This is a genomic window from Paenibacillus sp. sg306046 (assembly GCF_059821225.1).
This window is the reverse complement of the sequence record NZ_JCAMRT010000002.1, coordinates 313545-330826: the sequence shown is the minus strand read 5'-3', so window position 1 is coordinate 330826 and position 17282 is coordinate 313545. Positions and strand designations below refer to the sequence as shown.

Annotated in this window: 15 protein-coding genes; 1 reads left to right on the top strand and 14 read right to left on the bottom strand. The window is 57.1% G+C overall.

Going from position 1 to position 17282, the window contains the following annotated elements; all coding sequences use genetic code 11:
* Positions 1-141 precede the first annotated feature (141 nt).
* From dnaK to gpr, 10 genes are all read right to left on the bottom strand, one after another.
* Entirely contained in the window at positions 142-1980 is a 1839-nt protein-coding gene (dnaK, locus tag AC6ROY_RS03365) for a molecular chaperone DnaK (RefSeq protein WP_500098566.1), read from the bottom strand.
* Between the two features lie 34 nt (positions 1981-2014).
* The gene (gene grpE / locus AC6ROY_RS03360; protein WP_500098565.1) at positions 2015-2599 is read right to left on the bottom strand and encodes a nucleotide exchange factor GrpE; all 585 of its coding nucleotides are present in this window, start codon (positions 2597-2599) and stop codon (positions 2015-2017) included.
* A gap of 95 nt (positions 2600-2694) precedes the next feature.
* Entirely contained in the window at positions 2695-4242 is a 1548-nt protein-coding gene (locus AC6ROY_RS03355) for a TCP-1/cpn60 chaperonin family protein (protein ID WP_500098564.1), read from the bottom strand.
* Positions 4239-5270 (bottom strand): heat-inducible transcriptional repressor HrcA, encoded by a 1032-nt coding sequence (gene hrcA / locus AC6ROY_RS03350; protein WP_500098563.1) that lies wholly within the window; start codon positions 5268-5270, stop codon positions 4239-4241. Before hrcA ends, AC6ROY_RS03355 begins: the two co-directional genes overlap by 4 nt.
* 176 nt (positions 5271-5446) lie before the next feature.
* Complete coding sequence (locus tag AC6ROY_RS03345) at positions 5447-5914, bottom strand: N-acetyltransferase (RefSeq protein ID WP_500098562.1); 468 nt, start codon at positions 5912-5914, stop codon at positions 5447-5449.
* A gap of 80 nt (positions 5915-5994) precedes the next feature.
* Complete coding sequence (gene hemW, locus AC6ROY_RS03340; protein WP_500098561.1) at positions 5995-7161, bottom strand: radical SAM family heme chaperone HemW; 1167 nt, start codon at positions 7159-7161, stop codon at positions 5995-5997.
* Between the two features lie 74 nt (positions 7162-7235).
* Entirely contained in the window at positions 7236-9047 is a 1812-nt protein-coding gene (gene lepA / locus AC6ROY_RS03335) for a translation elongation factor 4 (protein ID WP_500098559.1), read from the bottom strand.
* A gap of 113 nt (positions 9048-9160) precedes the next feature.
* Positions 9161-9580, bottom strand: coding sequence for a hypothetical protein (locus tag AC6ROY_RS03330; protein WP_500098558.1), 420 nt, complete (start codon positions 9578-9580; stop codon positions 9161-9163).
* A 33-nt stretch (positions 9581-9613) separates the two neighbouring features.
* Positions 9614-10876: a stage II sporulation protein P gene (locus AC6ROY_RS03325; RefSeq protein ID WP_500098557.1), complete on the bottom strand. Its 1263-nt coding sequence runs from the start codon at positions 10874-10876 to the stop codon at positions 9614-9616.
* Between the two features lie 406 nt (positions 10877-11282).
* Positions 11283-12281: a GPR endopeptidase gene (gpr, locus tag AC6ROY_RS03320; RefSeq protein WP_500098556.1), complete on the bottom strand. Its 999-nt coding sequence runs from the start codon at positions 12279-12281 to the stop codon at positions 11283-11285.
* A gap of 208 nt (positions 12282-12489) precedes the next feature.
* On the opposite strand from gpr, the gene rpsT reads away from it, so the two are divergent.
* Positions 12490-12765: a 30S ribosomal protein S20 gene (gene rpsT / locus AC6ROY_RS03315; protein WP_500098555.1), complete on the top strand. Its 276-nt coding sequence runs from the start codon at positions 12490-12492 to the stop codon at positions 12763-12765.
* 127 nt (positions 12766-12892) lie between these two features.
* On the opposite strand, the gene holA is transcribed toward rpsT, so the two are convergent.
* From holA to AC6ROY_RS03295, 4 genes are all read right to left on the bottom strand, one after another.
* On the bottom strand, positions 12893-13912 hold the full coding sequence (gene holA / locus AC6ROY_RS03310; protein WP_500098554.1) for a DNA polymerase III subunit delta: 1020 nt from the start codon (positions 13910-13912) through the stop codon (positions 12893-12895).
* Positions 13913-14030: 118 nt separating this feature from the next.
* Entirely contained in the window at positions 14031-15401 is a 1371-nt protein-coding gene (locus tag AC6ROY_RS03305) for an anti-sigma factor family protein (RefSeq protein WP_500098658.1), read from the bottom strand.
* A 58-nt stretch (positions 15402-15459) separates the two neighbouring features.
* Positions 15460-16020, bottom strand: coding sequence for an RNA polymerase sigma factor (locus tag AC6ROY_RS03300; RefSeq protein ID WP_500098553.1), 561 nt, complete (start codon positions 16018-16020; stop codon positions 15460-15462).
* 346 nt (positions 16021-16366) lie between these two features.
* Complete coding sequence (locus AC6ROY_RS03295) at positions 16367-17281, bottom strand: EamA family transporter (RefSeq protein WP_500098552.1); 915 nt, start codon at positions 17279-17281, stop codon at positions 16367-16369.
* Between the last annotated feature and the right edge of the window lies 1 nt (position 17282).

The following is a 17282-nucleotide window of genomic DNA, read 5'->3' as shown; positions in this document are numbered from 1 at the left end:
CTAGCCTTCCGTTAAAGCGGCGCCCTTGCGGACGCCTGGTCATACCGGACAGGAAAACCGAAAGTCAAAGCCGTCCTGCGGCTTTGACTTCGCGGATTCCGTATCACAGTGGCGACCCGAACTTTATTGTACGACAGAAGCTTACTTCTTGTCGTCTACTACTTCATAATCCGCGTCTACGACATTGTCCTTGCGGGAAGCGCCTTGCGGCTCGCCGCCAGCTTCGCCTGCTCCTTGCTGAGCTTGCGCCGCCTGCTCATACAGCTTCACGGACAGCTGCTGGACGATTTCGGTCAGCTCTTCGCTTGCTGCCTTGATTTCATCCAGGTTATCGCCTTCAAGCGCTTTTTTCAGCTTGTCTTTCGCTGCATTTGCTTTTTCGACCTCAGCCTGATCAGCCTTGTCGCCCAAATCCTTGATCGTCTTGTCAACCGAATAAACGAGCTGGTCTGCGTTGTTGCGCACTTCAACCGCTTCCTTGCGCTTGCGGTCTTCTTCAGCGTGCGACTCGGCATCCTTCATCATGCGGTCGATTTCCTCATCGGACAAGCCGCTCGACGAAGTGATCGTAATTTTTTGGCTTTTGCCCGTGCCTTTATCGAGTGCGGACACGTTTACGATTCCGTTGGCATCAATATCGAAGGTGACTTCGATTTGCGGGATGCCGCGCGGCGCCGGAGGAATATCGCCCAGCATAAAGCGGCCAAGCGTTTTGTTGTCGTTTGCCATTGCGCGCTCGCCCTGCAGCACGTGGATTTCCACGCTTGGCTGGTTGTCGGCATACGTCGTGTACACCTGGGATTTCGTTGTCGGAATCGTCGTATTGCGGTCGATCATTTTGGTGAAGACGCCGCCTGCCGTTTCAATTCCGAGCGAAAGCGGAGTAACGTCAAGCAATACAACGTCTTTGACGTCGCCGGTCAAGACGCCCGCTTGAACAGCTGCACCCAGCGCAACAACCTCATCCGGGTTAACGCCTTTATGAGGCTCCTTGCCTGTCAAACGCTTGACTGCTTCCTGTACGGCCGGAATACGGGTGGAGCCGCCGACCAGAACGATCTTGTCGATTTTATCGGCTGTCAGGCCGGAATCGCTCAGCGCCTGGCGAGTTGGGCCAAGTGTGCGCTCAACAAGCGCTGCGGACAGCTCTTCGAATTTGGCGCGGGTCAGGCTGATCTCCAAGTGCTGCGGAACGCCGTCAACAACCGTAATAAACGGCAGCGAAATCGTCGTTGTCAGTACGCCGGACAGTTCCTTTTTCGCTTTTTCGGCAGCATCCTTCAAACGTTGAACAGCCGCTTTGTCCTTGCCGAGGTCGATGCCATGCTCTTTTTTGAATTCAGCTACGAGATAGTCAATGATCACTTGGTCAAAGTCATCGCCGCCCAGCTTGTTGTCGCCGCTCGTTGCTTTAACTTCGAAGAAGCCGTCGCCCAGCTCCAAAATGGATACGTCAAACGTACCGCCGCCAAGGTCATACACCAGAATCGTCTGATCCTCGGACTTCTCCAGCCCGTAAGCGAGCGCAGCCGCTGTCGGCTCGTTGACGATCCGCAGCACTTCCAGACCGGCAATTTTACCGGCATCCTTCGTCGCCTGACGCTGGCTGTCGTTGAAATACGCCGGAACCGTAATAACCGCTTGCGTTACCGTTTGGCCCAGGTAAGCCTCTGCGTCAGCCTTCAGCTTCTGCAAAATAATCGCGGAAATTTCTTGCGCCGAGTAGTCCTTGCCTTCGATCACTTCTTTATGGCTCGTACCCATGTGGCGTTTGATCGACATGACCGTACGGTCCGGGTTCGTGATCGCCTGACGTTTTGCCGTTTCACCGACTACGCGCTCGCCGTCTTTCTTGAAGCCGACAACGGACGGAGTGGTGCGGTTGCCTTCCGGATTCGGGATAACGACGGCTTCGCCGCCTTCCATCACGGCTACGCAGGAGTTGGTCGTTCCAAGGTCAATACCAATAACTTTACTCATGAGAAAATGCCTCCTTGTATTTGTGAATGCCTGATTACGAGCTTACCTTAACCATCGCCGGGCGGAGAACCTTATCCTTCAGCAGGTAGCCCTTCTGAATTTCCTCAACGACAATGCCTTCTTCGTGCTCCTCGGATTCCACCTGCATAATCGCCTGATGGTATTCCGGGTTAAATGGCGCGCCGACCGTCTCCATCGCCTTGAGTCCTTCTCCGGCAAGCACTTGATCCAGCTGGCGGAAAATCATCTCAATGCCTTTGGTCAAGGCGTCTGCGTCCTTGTTATCCTTGCTGGCGGACAGCGCCCGCTCGAAATTATCCACAATCGGGAGCAACTGCTCAATCACCTTGAGCGATGCGTACTTCGCTTGATCTTCTTTTTCCTTCTGCGTCCGTCTTCTGAAGTTATCGAAGTCGGCTTGTGTGCGCAGCAACCGCTGGTAGTGCTCCTCCGCCTGCTTCTTCGCTTCCTCCACCTGTGCCTGGACAGCGTCCTCGGACGGGGAATCAGCCGGATCGGACTGTGCTTGCTCCGAAGCTTCGTATGTAGCGGATTCCGCCTGCTCATGCTGCTCGGCTTGCTGTTCTTGCTGCTGCTCTTGTTTTTGTTCCGTGTTCAATTGATCTGTCACCTCCTTCATGAAATCTGCCTGGCTTCTAGTTCTAGGATAACCACGGGACGCGGCTGCCAACACAGGCCGGCGCCGTTATGCTTTTACGCCTCTTCCCGCGGCTGTCGCATTTTAATAACCGTGTGGATGCGCAGCACCGCCGCCGCTACTTCGCCGGCCGCCTGCAGCGCATGCAGCTTCACGTCCGCCGGGTCCACGACCCCCGCGTCCGCCATGTTCATGACAGCGCCTGTGTCGCAATCAATCGCCAGCGCGTCGCTTGCTTCAGCAAGCTGGGCCGCTCTCGCTTCCTCGACCTTCTCCAGCGGGTTATAGCCCGCGTTGACGACAATTTGCGACAGCGGCTTGCGCAGCGCATAAGCGACGGCTTCGACGCCGAAGCCTTCCATGCCGCGCACCGTCTCCCGGTAGCGCTCCAGCTCGCGGGCGGCGGCCAGCTCAGCCGCGCCGCCGCCAGGCAGCCAGCCGCTGCGCAGCGCGGCCTGCAGCGCCGATGCGGCGTCGCGGGCAATCCGCAGCCGCTCGCCAGCCAGCTCGTTGGTGCTTGCGCCAACGATGATCGACACCTGCGCGCGGCCGCGGCCATCGGCCACGCGCACGCACTCCAGCCGCTCATCGTATGCGATATGACCGGCATAACCGATGTAGCCCGCCCATTCGGCGGCGGGCCGCAGCAGCGCCGTACGCCGCACCGGACGGGCGGCGCTGTACTCGGCCAGCCGCCGCAGCACGGCGCGCGGCACGCGCTGCAGCACCATGATGCCGCGGTCGGTGCAAAACTGCTCCGCTTCCGGGTCCACGCTGCGGTCGCTGGCGACAAGCCCGACGCCCAGCTCGGGCAGCCGTTCCAGCGCTGCGCGGAACTGCTCGCGCAGCTGCAGATGCCGGCTGTAGCCCGCCTCGGTCGTCAACGCTTCCTCTGCAACCTCTTCCGGCGCAAACGCATCCTGCAAAATCAGCACACAGCCGGCTTGCGCCGGAAAGTCGGTCCGCGTGTTGGCCGGCCGCTTGGCGACGATCAGGCCGGACCATACCTCGCCGCGCGCCTGGCCGAGCGACTGCACCACATCGGCGAAGCGGAACGTTTCTTCGCGCAGCTTGGCCGCGCCGAGCAGCCTTGCGCCGCTGGCGATCAGCCCGGCCAGCTCGGCCTGCTCGCGGCCGGCTACATAAGCGATCCGCTCCAGCAGCGGATCATCCAGCCCTTCTACGGGCCGCGCCCGGCTCGCCAGAGCGCGCATCGCACGCGCGACGCCATCCTGAATGCCGCGTACGACTTTGGCCACCGGCACGCCGCGTGTCACCTGGCGAGCGCCTTCGGCGACAAGCGCCCCTGCCAGCACGGTCGCGGTCGTCGTACCATCGCCGATCTGCTCTTGCTGAGCACGGGCAACCTGTACGAGTAGCTGCGCCGCCGGATGCGCGACATCCATTTTCTCCAAAATCGTCACGCCGTCATTCGTAATAATGACTTCGCCGCGCGCGCCGACCAGCATCGTATCAAGCCCCTTGGGGCCTAATGTGCCTTCGACAGCCGAGCAAATCGCGCGGACGGCGTTCACATTGTTGCGCAGCGTGGCGAATGCTTCCTCGCCCTCTTGCCCTGCGCCCGGCTGCCGGGTTTGGCTCATTTATACCAACGCTCCATAAGCTGGGTCATGTCTTTGGACAAATGGTCCAGCAGTTTGATCATCTTGGCATAATCCATCCGCGTCGGTCCAAGTATGCCGATTGTGCCGAGCATCTGGCCTTCATAGGAATAAGTCGCGGTAATCAGGCTGCAATCGTTGACCGCCTCCAGCTTGTTTTCGCTGCCGATTCTGACCTGAATGCCGCTTTTCGCGCCGGTTCCTTCGAACAGCTGAATAATTTTCGGCGTTTCGGCGAGCAGGTCGAGAATATTTTTCACCTTATCGACATCCTTGAACTCCGGCTGCGTCAGCATGTTGGTCGTGCCGCCGAGGAACACCCGCTCCTCCTCGCGCTCGATAATCGAATCCAGCATGACGAGCAGCTCCTCATAGCCGGACACGTAACGGCTCATTTCGGAAGCAATTTCCGTATACAGCTTGGACTTGAAATGCAGCAGCGGCACATTTCGCAGCTTGGTGTTCAAAATCGACACGAATTTCTCGATCTCCGACATCGGGATGCCTTCAGGGATCGTGACCGTCCTGTTTTCAACCTGGCCCGTGTTGGTTACCACAATCGCAACCGCCGTCCGCTCGTTCAGCGGCACGATCTGCAGATGCTTCATCGTCGTCGTCAGCATCTCCGGCCCCATCACGATGGACGTATACGGCGTCACCTGCGACAAAATCATCGCTACCTGCTGAATAACCCGCTCCATCTGCTGCAGACGGTCCGCGAAAAACTGCTTCATGACGTCAATATCTTCATCCACGCCCGAATCGCCGTACGCCATCAAATGGTCGACATAATACCGGTAGCCTTTATGCGAAGGAATCCGGCCAGCCGACGTATGCGGCTGCTCCAGAAATCCCATTTCTTCCAAATCAGACATTTCGTTGCGTATGGTGGCGGGACTGAACCCCACGTTGCCGCGTTTGGATATGCTGCGAGAGCCGATGGGCTCCGCGGAACGGATATAATCGTCTACGATGGCACTTAATATATGTCGTTGTCGTTCGGTTAGCATATGCGCATTCCACCTCCGGCGTACAGATGTTCCCGGCCGCCAGCCGCTTGAGACCTGAATCCGCAAGCCATATAAGGAACGGATCAGCCTCAGCCCGGTTGCCTCTTCGTTAGCACTCCGTCTCAGTGAGTGCTAAGCTACTACAAAAATAACAGACCTCAAGGGTCTGTGTCAAGTCAATCGAGCCGTTTCAACACGGCGATTTCATCACAGCAGTGCTGTTTTTTGCAATGTATGCAATCCCGCCACACCTTCTCGGGAAAAATCTCCTTCTGAACCACTGTAAAGCCGATCCGTTCGAAAAACGCAACCTCATACGTAAGCGCCATAATTTTCGGAATGCCCTGCTTGCGCGCCTCCTCGACAAGCAAGCTGACGATCGCTTTGCCGATGCCAAGCCCCTTGTAGCCCTCCGTCACACCAAGCGACCGGATTTCGACGAGATCAGCACCAAGCCGTGTGTTGGACCCACAGCCGACAAGCTTCCCCTCCACCTCGGCAACGACGAACGTGTCCAGCTGTGCGGTCAGCATCTCGCGTGTTCGCGGAAGCATAATCCCTTTCTCCGCATAACCTTGTATGATGTCATATAACGTATCAATGTCCTGTTCGGTTGCCTTACGGCAGGTCAGGGTTGTTGTCATGGAGCATCCCACCATTCAAATGAAAGAATAATTAATATGAATAAATATACAACATAATTTATAAATATAGCAATCCTTTTTTACCCGACTTCCGCCTGCTCCAGAAAATGGCCAAACACATCATTGCCCAGCAAAATCCCCTGCTCGCTTAGCCGATAACCGCCGGCCGTTTCGGTCAACAGCCCCTTGCTCAGCAGCTCGCGAAGCGCGCTCCCGAATACGGATTCCAGCTCCTGTCCGAATTGCTCGGCGAAATCGGCGCGGCGCACGCCCCGCAGCAGCCGGAGTCCCACCATCATAAAGTCCTCCATCGCTTCGGTACGGTCAACCTCATGATGCTCCAGCAGCGGCCGCCGGTCGCGGGTTGCGTCGATATACGGCTGAACCCCCTTGATGTTCACATGCCGCCGCCCATGCACATAGCCGTGCGCGCCCGCACCCAGGCCGTAATAAGGCTGGTTGCGCCAATACATCGAGTTGTGCCGGCTTTCGAAGCCCGGACGCGCAAAGTTGCTGATCTCATACTGGCCGTAACCGGCCTCGCTCAGCCGCTTCATAATGTGCAGGAACATGCCAACCTCCTCGTCCTCCTCGGGAAGCGGCAGGTTGCCGCGCTCGTACAGCGCATGGAACAGCGTATTTTCCTCCACCTTCAGGCTGTAAATCGAGTAATGCTTGAGATCCAGCGCCAGCGCCTCGCGCAGCGTCGCTTCCATAATGGCAATCGTCTGCTGCGGCAGCCCAAACATCAAATCAATCGACATGTTCGTAAATCCGGCCTTCCGCGCGTTGTCCAGACTGCGGTATACGTCGTCCGTATTATGAATGCGGCCGACCCGCTCCAGCAGCGCGTTATCAAACGACTGCACGCCGAAGCTGATCCGGTTTACGCCGCCTTCCTTCATCGCCTGCAGCTTCTCCAGGTCGGTCGTGCCCGGATTGGCCTCCATCGTAAATTCAAGTTCCGGCGTCCAGCTGCCGAAATACGTCCGCACCCGGCGTAGGAAGCTCTCCATCTGCTCCGGCGTCAGCACCGTCGGCGTACCGCCGCCGACGAAAATCGTTTCAATGCTGCCCGGCGGCACCTCCCGAACGGTACGCTCCATCTCGCGCTCCAGCGCGTCGAGGTAGTCCATCACCGGCTGGCCCTTCAATATATAGGAGTTGAAGTCACAGTAGTGGCATTTGTTCGTACAAAACGGGATATGCAGGTATACCGCGGCCGGCGTTTGGGTAAGTTGTTTCACGGCTGTTCCTTTCTGCCCCTTAAATAAAGGATGATGGCCGCGACGATTGTCTCGACCATCATCCTTCAGACTATTTATTCATCAAGCTTCAGCACAGCCATAAACGCTTCCTGCGGCACTTCCACGCTACCGACCTGCTTCATCCGCTTTTTACCTTCCTTCTGCTTCTCAAGCAGCTTGCGCTTCCGGCTGATGTCGCCGCCGTAGCATTTGGCGAGAACGTTTTTGCGCATCGCCTTGACCGTTTCGCGCGCGATGACCTTCTGGCCGATCGCCGCTTGAATCGGCACCTCGAACATTTGCCGCGGAATCAGCTCGCGCAGCTTCTCGCAAATGATCCGGCCGCGGTTGTAGGCGCGATCGCGGTGGACGATAAACGACAACGCATCCACCTGCTCGTTATTCAGCAAAATGTCCATCTTGACCAGATTCGTCCGTTTGTACCCGGACAGCTCGTAGTCAAACGAAGCATATCCCTTTGTACTCGACTTGAGCTGATCGAAGAAATCGTACACGATTTCCGACAGCGGAATGTCGTAGGTGAGCGTAACGCGCGTCGTGTCCAGATACTCCATGTTCACGAATTCGCCGCGCTTGCCCTGGCACAGCTCCATAATCGCGCCAACGTAATCGTTCGGCACAATCACCTTGGCCTTGACAAACGGCTCCTCAACGAAGTCGATTTTGCCCGGCTCCGGGAACAGCGACGGATTTTCGATGCTTAACGTCTCGCCGTTTGTCTGGGTAACACGGAACACAACGCTTGGCGCAGTTGTAATCAGCGGGATGTTAAATTCACGCTCAATCCGCTCCTGAATAATTTCCATGTGCAGCAGACCGAGGAAGCCGCAGCGGAAGCCGAAGCCAAGCGCCGTTGACGTCTCCGGCTCGAAGCTCAGCGAGGCGTCGTTCAGCTGCAGCTTCTCCAGCGCTTCGCGCAAATCATTGTAATCGCTCGTCTCAATCGGATACAAGCCGCAGAACACCATCGGGTTAATTTTGCGGTAACCCGGCAGCGGCTCCGGCGTCGGATTTTTCGCATCGGTGACCGTATCCCCGACCCGGGTATCGCCGACATTTTTGATCCCGGCTACGATAAAGCCGACATCGCCGATTTCCAGCGAATCGACCATCCCCATCCGCGGCTTGAACGCACCGACCTCGATGACCTCGAACACTTTATCCGTCGCCATAAACTTGATCTTCGAGCCTGCGCGGATCGAGCCGTCGATGACGCGCACATACACGATAACGCCCTTGTACGGATCAAAATGCGAGTCGAAAATAAGCGCCTTCAGCGGGTTCGTCGCTACCCCTGTCGGAGCCGGCACCTTCTTCACGACCTGCTCCAAAATTTCCTTGATCCCGATCCCGGCCTTCGCCGAAGCAGGCACCGCTTCACTGGCATCAAGACCGATGACATCTTCGATCTCCTGCTTCACGCGTTCCGGGTCGGCGCTTGGCAGGTCGATCTTGTTGATGACCGGCAAAATTTCCAGGTTATTGTCCAGTGCCAAATATACGTTAGCCAGCGTCTGGGCTTCGATCCCCTGCGCCGCATCCACGACCAGCAGCGCGCCTTCACAGGCGGCCAGGCTGCGCGATACTTCATACGTAAAGTCGACGTGCCCCGGCGTGTCGATCAGGTTCAATATATAGTCCTCGCCGTCGTCGGCGCGGTAGTTCAGACGAACCGCCTGCAGCTTGATCGTAATGCCGCGCTCACGCTCCAGGTCCATCTGGTCCAGCACCTGATCCTGCATTTCGCGGGAGGTCAGCGCGCCGGTAAACTCAAGAATCCGGTCGGCCAAGGTTGACTTCCCGTGGTCAATATGGGCGATGATACAGAAATTTCTAATTTTCGTTTGTCGGGCTTGAATATCCATCGGCAGCAAAACCTCACTAAACTCGCTTTTTGTACATAACTTTCATTATAGCAGTTGTAAGGGCCGCCAGCAATGAGCAGCGTGTAATCAGGACGTAACCAGAGGCGTAGCCCTCATTTCATCATCCGCTCAAACAGGGACACTACGCTCCGGATCGTATGGTAGGCCGCGATTTCCAGCAGGTCGCCGGCTTTGTTGCCGACCCGGTTAATTCCAGTTTCCGTAGCGGGGGCCTCCGGCCGCTTGGGGACGGGCTTGACCGGTTGGCCGGACGCAGAGGCGGCGTCTTTGGCAGTTGGCTTCGCCGTCGGACGGGCGGCTGCCTGGCTCTCGGCTGGCTGCCTGACTGCAGACGCGGCTGGCTGAACGCTGCCGCTCCGCGCCTGGCCGGCTGCAGCGCCTGTCGTGCTCGCGGTTAACGGACCGTGAATCCGCTCCGTCCCCTGCGTCGCCAGCGTAACGCCAAAGAACAGGCAGAAAGCCATGCCGAGCCCGACCAACCCAAGCTTCACCAACCCTTTTCGACCCGCCATACGAACCTCACTCCTTCTCCGTTGTCAGCACGGTTAACCCGGCTGCTTCACCCCGGCGCCTCCAGGCGCAGGCTTGGCGTTTACCTTCTCGGCTTGCGTCACCACCTCGGCAATTGCAACGGCAAGCGCATCCGCAGTCCGGTAGCATTCCTCAAGCGTATTATCCACCCCGCCGACCTCGATTAATGCGCTATTCGGGGAAAACGTCTGATTATAGACCCCATTGCCTCCAGCCGACTTCGCATGGATGCCCTTGGACAGCCCCGGAAACTTTTCCTCAAGTACCTTGCTGATCTGCTCGGCGAATTCATAGTTTTGCTGGTAGTTCGGATTTTTGCCTCCGATAACAAAAAACACCTGGGCATACGTTTTCCCGTTAATGGTAACCGTTGTTTTCTCGCGGCGCTGGGAATCGCGGTGAATGTCAAAATAATAGTTCAAATCGGGATGGCCTGCGGACGCCTCCTGCAATGTTTTCAATGAATATTTGTAGGAATAGTAATAATTGAACCCCTTTTCGATGGCCGGGTAGTTTTTATCCGAGTGAACCGCGCCGATGCCTTCCTTCTCCAGCTGCTGAGCCAGCCGCAGACCGACCTGCGTTACATTTTTTTTAGGATCATAGGCTTTGTCGGGGTCCTTCTCGCCTAGCAGCTCCGGCAAATACGACTCCTGGTTATGCGACTGGTAAATAAACGCTACATTTTTCCCCGCCGATACGGGCGGTCGTGCAGCTGGTCCAGCGGAACCGGGGTCGATCGGACCGGCCGGAGGAACCGCAGGCCCGCTGCCCGGAATCACCGTAATCGTACCGGCCTCGCCGAGATTATCGCGGTTAAACACATCGGAATTCGGACTGTAATCCTCGGGTGCATCCACAACACCTGTCGCCACCCCGCTTAGTGGTACGGAACGTGTCTGCGCCATCCCCGGAACCTCGCGGGCGATCAGCGTTTTCGGGTCCTTCGGATTTACATCGGTGATGAGGGCAAATAAAAAATGAAACACATTGGACTGGGAAAACGTAAACGACCGGCTATCCCCTCGCAAGCCCGGCACCTCCAGACCGATCATATCCATAAAAAAACGGCTGGACACACTGGCGGCAAGCCCCTTCATCGAGGCGTTCGGCGAGTTGCCGGATACACGCGACTGCACGTAACCAAGTCCGCCCAGCGCGATGAAAAAAATGAGACTGCCGATCATCAGCAGCGAAAAGGTTCGGGAGTATACGCCAAGCGCTTGTCCTGATTTACGGAACTTGCCGGCCGTAGCCGTGACAGATGGCCATTTCATCGGTTTGCTTCCTCCTTCGAGCGTCGGGATCGAGTTGCATGTCTGCTGCCAACGGGAGCGCTGCCCGTCTCTCTAGTTTCTACTCTATGAATGACCGCAGAGCGATAGAACCGAAATCTCGCAAACCAGACCACACGCCGATCTAGGAGACAAGTGAAAGAGGAGACCGATGAAAAAGCCGTCAATAGCCGTTCATATAGAAGAAGGGAAGATGCGGCAGCTCAAAAACGGACAGCCGAAAAAGCCCCGCAACGCGAGGCTTGGCTTTATAAGCCGCCCTTCTCCTGATCAGCTGAAGGATCACACGAGCTGCTCCTGAAGCGAAAGAGGATTGCAGCAGGCTGACAGCTTAACTTGACTTGACGTTTCTCTGGCAACAGGCAAGCCGGATGCTCAAACCCGCCTGTTAGTGCGTGTACGCAGACACATTATCCGCATCCACCGCCTGATGGAGCGCCGCATTTAGCCCGCTGGCGATGATGTTCGCAATGTCTTCAATAAACTGGTCGATTTCCTTCGGCGTGACAAGCAGGTCGTGGCCGAGCGGATTCAGCACTTCCTTTACAAGCCCAAGCCGCTCCTGCTCCTGCATCGTGTCCATCAGACCGAGAATTTGCCCCGTATTTGACGTCTGTCTGGCAAAATGCGCATGCATCATATCAAATGCATTGTTCACAATCGTAGACGCGTACACAACGGTCGGCACGCCGATGGCAATCACAGGTACGCCAAGCGACTCCAGCGTCAGCCCTTTCCGTTTGTTGCCGATGCCTGAGCCGGGGTGAATGCCGGTGTCGGCGATCTGGATCGTTGTGTTCACCCGTTCGAGCGATAAGGAAGCCAGTGCATCAATGGCAATCACCAGATCCGGCTTGGAACGGTCGACGATGCCCTGCACGATCTCGCTGGTTTCGATCCCAGTCGTGCCGAGCACTCCCGGCGCTACAGAGCTGACGGGACGGTAGCCCTGACTGACCTCGCCCGGCATCAGCTCGAAATAGTGGCGAGTCACCATCACATTTTCGACCACCATCGGTCCAAGCGCATCCGGCGTGACGTTCCAGTTGCCGAGTCCGATAATCAATACGCTGGCGTTTACGGGGATGTTCAGCTTGGCCAGAAACTGCTCGAACTCCTGGGCAAACACCGTCGCCACCCGGTCCTGCAAATCGGTGTCCTTCTTGCGCAGCTCAGGCACATCCATCGTCATATAATGACCGGGAAGCTTGCCGATCGCCCGCGAGCCCTCCTCCGACGTAATATCAATGAGGCTGATGCGGATGCCCTGCTCTTCCTTTCTGGTCATCTGAACACCGGGAATCGCGCTTCCCGACGCCGTCGCCAAATCATGCGCCTCCAAAGCCAGGTCCGTTCGTACCGAATACGCGCTTAAATCCAACGTCATCGCGCAGCTCCCCCTTGGATTAAAAATACGATCTCCAATTATTGTGCGATAACGGCGGATGCGTTATGCACCCGACGGGTTTTGGCCATTTGGACGGCAGTTTTATGGCATTCTATTGCAATTTGGAAATGCCCATGTTAGAATACGAAGAGTTGTCAACAAATCATGCTAAATGATTGTTCGCAAGTTGTAGTAGGAGGTGAACGTCATGCCAAACATTAAATCCGCGATTAAACGTGTGAAAGTGAGCGAGAAGCGCCGTCAGCGCAACGCATCTCACAAATCCGCGCTTCGTACTGCTGTGAAAGCTTTTGAAACGGCCGCAGCAGGCAGCAACGTAGAAACCGCTAAGGAAGCTTTGATCACTGCCAGCAAAAAGCTGGATAAAGCAGCGACCAAAGGTCTCGTGCATAAAAATACCGCTGCCCGCAAGAAATCCCGCCTCGCGAAAAAGCTTAATGCGCTTGCTGCCGCTCAAGGCTAAGCGACAAGATACACGCATGCGACAAAGCAAAAGACCCTGCATCTCCTTCGAGAGGTTGCAGGGTCTTTTTTGGTATTCGGCTGGCCGCACGTACCGCCGCGTCTGCTTGGACAAGCGACTGGGCGCATCAAGCGGCCAGCCGCAGCAAAAACATCTCCAGCCCAAGCACCTTGTCGATTTTACCGCTTTTCATCTGGTAGTCCAGCTCAGCCAGCTGCTGCAAAATAACCGTCAGCCGCTTGACCTCGAACCGGCCCGCCTGTCCGGCGGCAATTTTGACCGCGTAAGGATGAAGTCCGATCTGGGAAGCAATCTGCTGCTGCGAATAGCCTTGCTGCATCAAATCCTTCACCTGCAGCATGATGCGGAATTGCCGCGCGACCAGAATGACGATCTTGATCGGCTCCTCCTTGCGCCGCAGCAGCTCCGCCAGCATATTGAAGGCTTGCTCCAGGTTCATCTGCACGATATGCTCCACCATCTGGAAAATATCCTGCTCCACCGTCTTCGTCACCAGCTGACCCAGCTCAGCGGCGGTGATGGTCCCGCCTTGCCCGATATACAGCGAGCACTTCTCCACTTCCTGCGCCAGCGCCTGCAGGCTTGTGCCCGTATAACGGACAAGCTGCTCAGCCGCGCCAGGAGCAAAGGAAAAGCCGGCCCGGCCCGCCTGCTGCTGCAGCCACTGGATCAGCTCGGCTTCGCCGAGCGCCGCACAAGGCACCAACGCCCCCGCATCCTTCAACGATTTGACGATTTTTTTGCGCTCATCCAGCTTGTCTGCATGCACGATCAGCACCAGCACGGTGAAATCGGCCGGGGCCTTCAAGTAAGCAGCCAGCCGGTCGAGATTATGCTCGACCTTGCTCGGATCGCGCGAACCGGTCAGGAACAACGCGCCGGAGGCCACGACCAGCTTGCGTTCTGCGAGAAACGGCAGCATCTCCGCTTCATCCAGCACCGCCTCAATCGGAGTTTCACCCAGATCATACCGCCCTACGGCAAATGCGCGTTCTTCCGCCGGGATCAGCGTCTCCGTCAGACGCTGCACCAGCTCCTGAATCAAATAGCTCTCCGAGCCATACAGGGCATATACCGGAGCTATCTCTCCCTTCGCCACTTGCTTCAGCGCTTGCTTGACATCCATAAGCTCAACCCACTCCGTTGCATTCAGTCAATTCCGTTCATCTGTCCAACTATCATAACAACAACAAGGGGATAACGTCAAAGCCCGATTAAGGCTTCGACAGCATCCCCTGTCATGGTTAAGATTTGATTTCAATTTCCGTTTGCGCCTTCACATCAATTTCGAAGGTTCGCGTCTGCTCGTTCATTTTGACGGCGTACTTCAGCTTGAGCCCGTTCCAGGACAGCAGCTCGATCCGGTCAGCCCCGGTCCACTGGTCGAACTTGGACGGGTAGATTTCCTTGCCGGCTTTGTCATAAACAAGCACCTGATTATTTTTCACAATTCCCTTGTAGCTGCCATCCGCCGTCTCCAGCTCATGCTTGGGCGCAGGTTCAATCCCGGCGATCGAAAAGCTTGGCCCGAGCGTTTTTTCCTGCGGCAGCTTGCCCCTGACGTCAGCCGACTCTTCCGGCAGGGCCGTCTCGGATGCAGCAGGTCCTGTTCTCGCCGTCTGGTCGGCCGCAGTCTCGCCAGACGGTGTCTGCGCAGGCGAGCCTCCGACTGGCGGCGCAAGCTTCTGCGTATCCGCCGCCGACGTTGGCGTCAGTTGCTTGGTCTCGCCAGCGCCGGACGCCGGCGGAGCCTGCTCGGCCGGCGGCCCGGCTTGCAGCGGCGCTGTTCCCCCCGCATCCGGCTTCGCTTCATGTCCGGTAGCCGCGGAAGCAAGCGGCACTTCCTGCGCCGGTTGCGCAGGCGGCTGCACCGGAGCTGCCGCAGCCGGGCCATTTACCTCCGGCGCCTGCTTGCCCGCAGCCGCTCCACCCGGCGCGACAGGCTCGGTTTGCGTCGGCTGTACCGGCTGAATCGACTGGCCCTCTGCAGCGCCCGGCTTCACAGCGTCCGAGCTGTCGCCCGCCGCTTCATTCGAAGCCGGCGTATCCGGTTGAGGCGAGCTTGCCGCCTTTCTGTCCATCGCTACGCCAGAGGTGTCGGCAGCCGCCTTGTTCGCTGCGCCGCCCGTCTGGGCGGCTTGGCTGGCCTCCGACTTGGTGGCCATGCTTTCCGCCACCTGGCTCGGCAGCGTCAAATCTTGCTGGAATACGACGAAGCCGACGATCAGCCCGGCAGCAACCACGCCGCCAAGCACCGGGTAAGATACCCATTCGCGCAGCCGGCTGCGACCCTGAGCTCCACGCTTGGAGCGCGGAGCAGCAAGGGAGGCGTCGCTTCCGCTGCGGCTGGCCGCTTCCTGCTGACCCGACAAGCCTCCGGTAGCGCCTGCGCCGGACTCCAGCCGCTCAATCTCAGGCAAGATCGCATCCACCAGACTGTACGGCGGTTTCACCTTGGGCAGGTTTTCCAGCTCCGTCGATACATTCACAAGACGTTCGAACAATTCAGAGCAATCCGGACACTGCTGCAGATGCCCCAGCATCCGGCGGTATTCGGTTTCTTCGAGATCCCGGTCAAGGTATCTCTGCATCAGTTCGATCACCTCTTGACACATCATCCCCGTACACTACCTTTCCTAACGATTCGTATATCGACTCTTTCTCTGCTCCGCATTATCCCCGCATTGCATCACTGCGCTGTTGCTTGTTGTAATCCTTCAATATGCCCTGCAGCTGCTGCCTCGCCCTGAACAAATACGACTTGACGGTATTGATGGGCAAGTCCAGCGATTCCGCAATCTCATTATACGAGAAATCCTGCAAATACCTGAGTATTACCACGGAACGATGGTGCTCGGGGAGCTTGTCGATCGCTTCGCGGATATCTTGAGCGACATACGCAGACATCACTTCGTCTTCCACCGTTTTGTGGTCGGTAAAGCTCATATCATGCTGCTCGATCGACACCGTTGGCTTGGTCCGCCGGAACTTGTCGATACAAAGATTGGTTACAATCCTCTGCACCCATGTTTTGAACTGAGCTTTTTCTTCGTAGGAGTTGATTTTGGTATAAATCCGGATTAACGCTTCCTGGGCTGCATCTAACGCATCCTGCTCATTGCCCAGAATATAATAAGCCGTGCGATAGACGTGATTTTCAATTTCTCGCAATAGGGTAATTAGAGCGTCGCGATCGCCCGTCTGGGCAGCCTTGATCAAATCTGGCGCTACCAAGGTGATCCCCCTCTCTTGCAATCTTATAAACGAAGCAAGGTGCCATAATGTTGCACGGATGGTTCTTATCAAATTTTGGCATTTCATTGACTCGTAACGGCTGACGCGCCGCCATCCTCGCACTGTCTGTTATACGCGGCAAACCGGGAATTGTTGCGAGAGCCGTCATCCGGACGGGCAAACACTTGCAAGGCCCGGTCATGAAAAAGAAGCCCTTGCGCAGCAAGGGCTTCTCTCCTAACACATTCCCTTGCGGGAAAGCCGGCAGCAACCAGCTGCTCGGCATGCAAGTATGCGATTCATTCGCGCATCCATGTTCAAACGCTCGTTAACGCGATATTGACTTTTAATGAAGCTTCAGCTTCCGGCCCCGTACGGTATAGCCCTTCCATTCCGACACGCCGATCCCGGCCAAAATAAGCGCCACGCCCAGCCATTGCCAGCTATCAGACGGCTCCTGCAGCAGCCAGGCCGAACAAATCATCACGACCGGCAGCTCGACAGAGCCCAGAATGGAAGCCAGACCGGTGTTCAGCCGTGGCACACCCTTGTTAAATAAATACGGCGGCACAATCATGCCAAACAAGCCAAGCACAAGCGCCCACATCCACAGCCCCTGCGACAGCGAACCGTTCCACAAAAATTGCGGCGGATACACAAGCAGCACAGCAGCCGCCCCGCCCGTCAGCATCCAGGCGCTTCGCAGCGTCGGAGGAACCTCCGTTGCTACCCGGCCGCTGACATACACAAACAACGTGTAGCAAACAGCAGCCAGCAAGCCCAGCCCGATCCCGAGCGCGTCAAACTCCATGCGGCCTCCGCCCGTCAGCAAGCCCGATGCCAGTAATGTGCCTGCGCCGACCACAGCAGCTCCGGCGAGCTGCATGCGTCCGGGCCGTTTGCGATGAAACAGCCAGTCGACGGCCAATCCCATCCACGCGAACTGAAACAGCAGCAGCACAGCAAACGACGCGTCCATCCGCTGCAGCGACTGGTAGTAGAAGACACCGGTCAGCCCGGTAAATATCCCGCTGCCCATCAGCTTCAACATCGTGACCGCCGTCATCGTACGGCAGCGCCGCCAGTGCGGAAAGCTGAGCAGCCACATCACCAGACAGCCTAGCAGCACCTGGCTTCCGGTCACTTCCCCGGCGGTAAAGCCATCCGCATAAGCGAGCTTCACCACACTGGAAAGCACGCCATACGAAGCCGCTCCCACGAGTACATAAACGACCGCTTGCCAGCGGTTGTTGTTTTCCATG

What these genes read in the sequence shown, in the direction of transcription:
- rpsT (WP_500098555.1), top strand. Translation starts at nt 12,490, where the DNA reads ATGCCAAACATTAAATCCGCGATTAAACGTGTGAAAGTGAGCGAGAAG.
- AC6ROY_RS03345 (WP_500098562.1), bottom strand. Translation starts at nt 5,914, where the DNA reads ATGACAACAACCCTGACCTGCCGTAAGGCAACCGAACAGGACATTGAT.
- AC6ROY_RS03305 (WP_500098658.1), bottom strand. Translation starts at nt 15,401, where the DNA reads ATGTGTCAAGAGGTGATCGAACTGATGCAGAGATACCTTGACCGGGAT.
- dnaK (WP_500098566.1), bottom strand. Translation starts at nt 1,980, where the DNA reads ATGAGTAAAGTTATTGGTATTGACCTTGGAACGACCAACTCCTGCGTA.
- AC6ROY_RS03325 (WP_500098557.1), bottom strand. Translation starts at nt 10,876, where the DNA reads ATGAAATGGCCATCTGTCACGGCTACGGCCGGCAAGTTCCGTAAATCA.
- lepA (WP_500098559.1), bottom strand. Translation starts at nt 9,047, where the DNA reads ATGGATATTCAAGCCCGACAAACGAAAATTAGAAATTTCTGTATCATC.
- hrcA (WP_500098563.1), bottom strand. Translation starts at nt 5,270, where the DNA reads ATGCTAACCGAACGACAACGACATATATTAAGTGCCATCGTAGACGAT.
- holA (WP_500098554.1), bottom strand. Translation starts at nt 13,912, where the DNA reads ATGGATGTCAAGCAAGCGCTGAAGCAAGTGGCGAAGGGAGAGATAGCT.
- AC6ROY_RS03330 (WP_500098558.1), bottom strand. Translation starts at nt 9,580, where the DNA reads ATGGCGGGTCGAAAAGGGTTGGTGAAGCTTGGGTTGGTCGGGCTCGGC.
- gpr (WP_500098556.1), bottom strand. Translation starts at nt 12,281, where the DNA reads ATGACGTTGGATTTAAGCGCGTATTCGGTACGAACGGACCTGGCTTTG.
- AC6ROY_RS03355 (WP_500098564.1), bottom strand. Translation starts at nt 4,242, where the DNA reads ATGAGCCAAACCCGGCAGCCGGGCGCAGGGCAAGAGGGCGAGGAAGCA.
- AC6ROY_RS03295 (WP_500098552.1), bottom strand. Translation starts at nt 17,281, where the DNA reads ATGGAAAACAACAACCGCTGGCAAGCGGTCGTTTATGTACTCGTGGGA.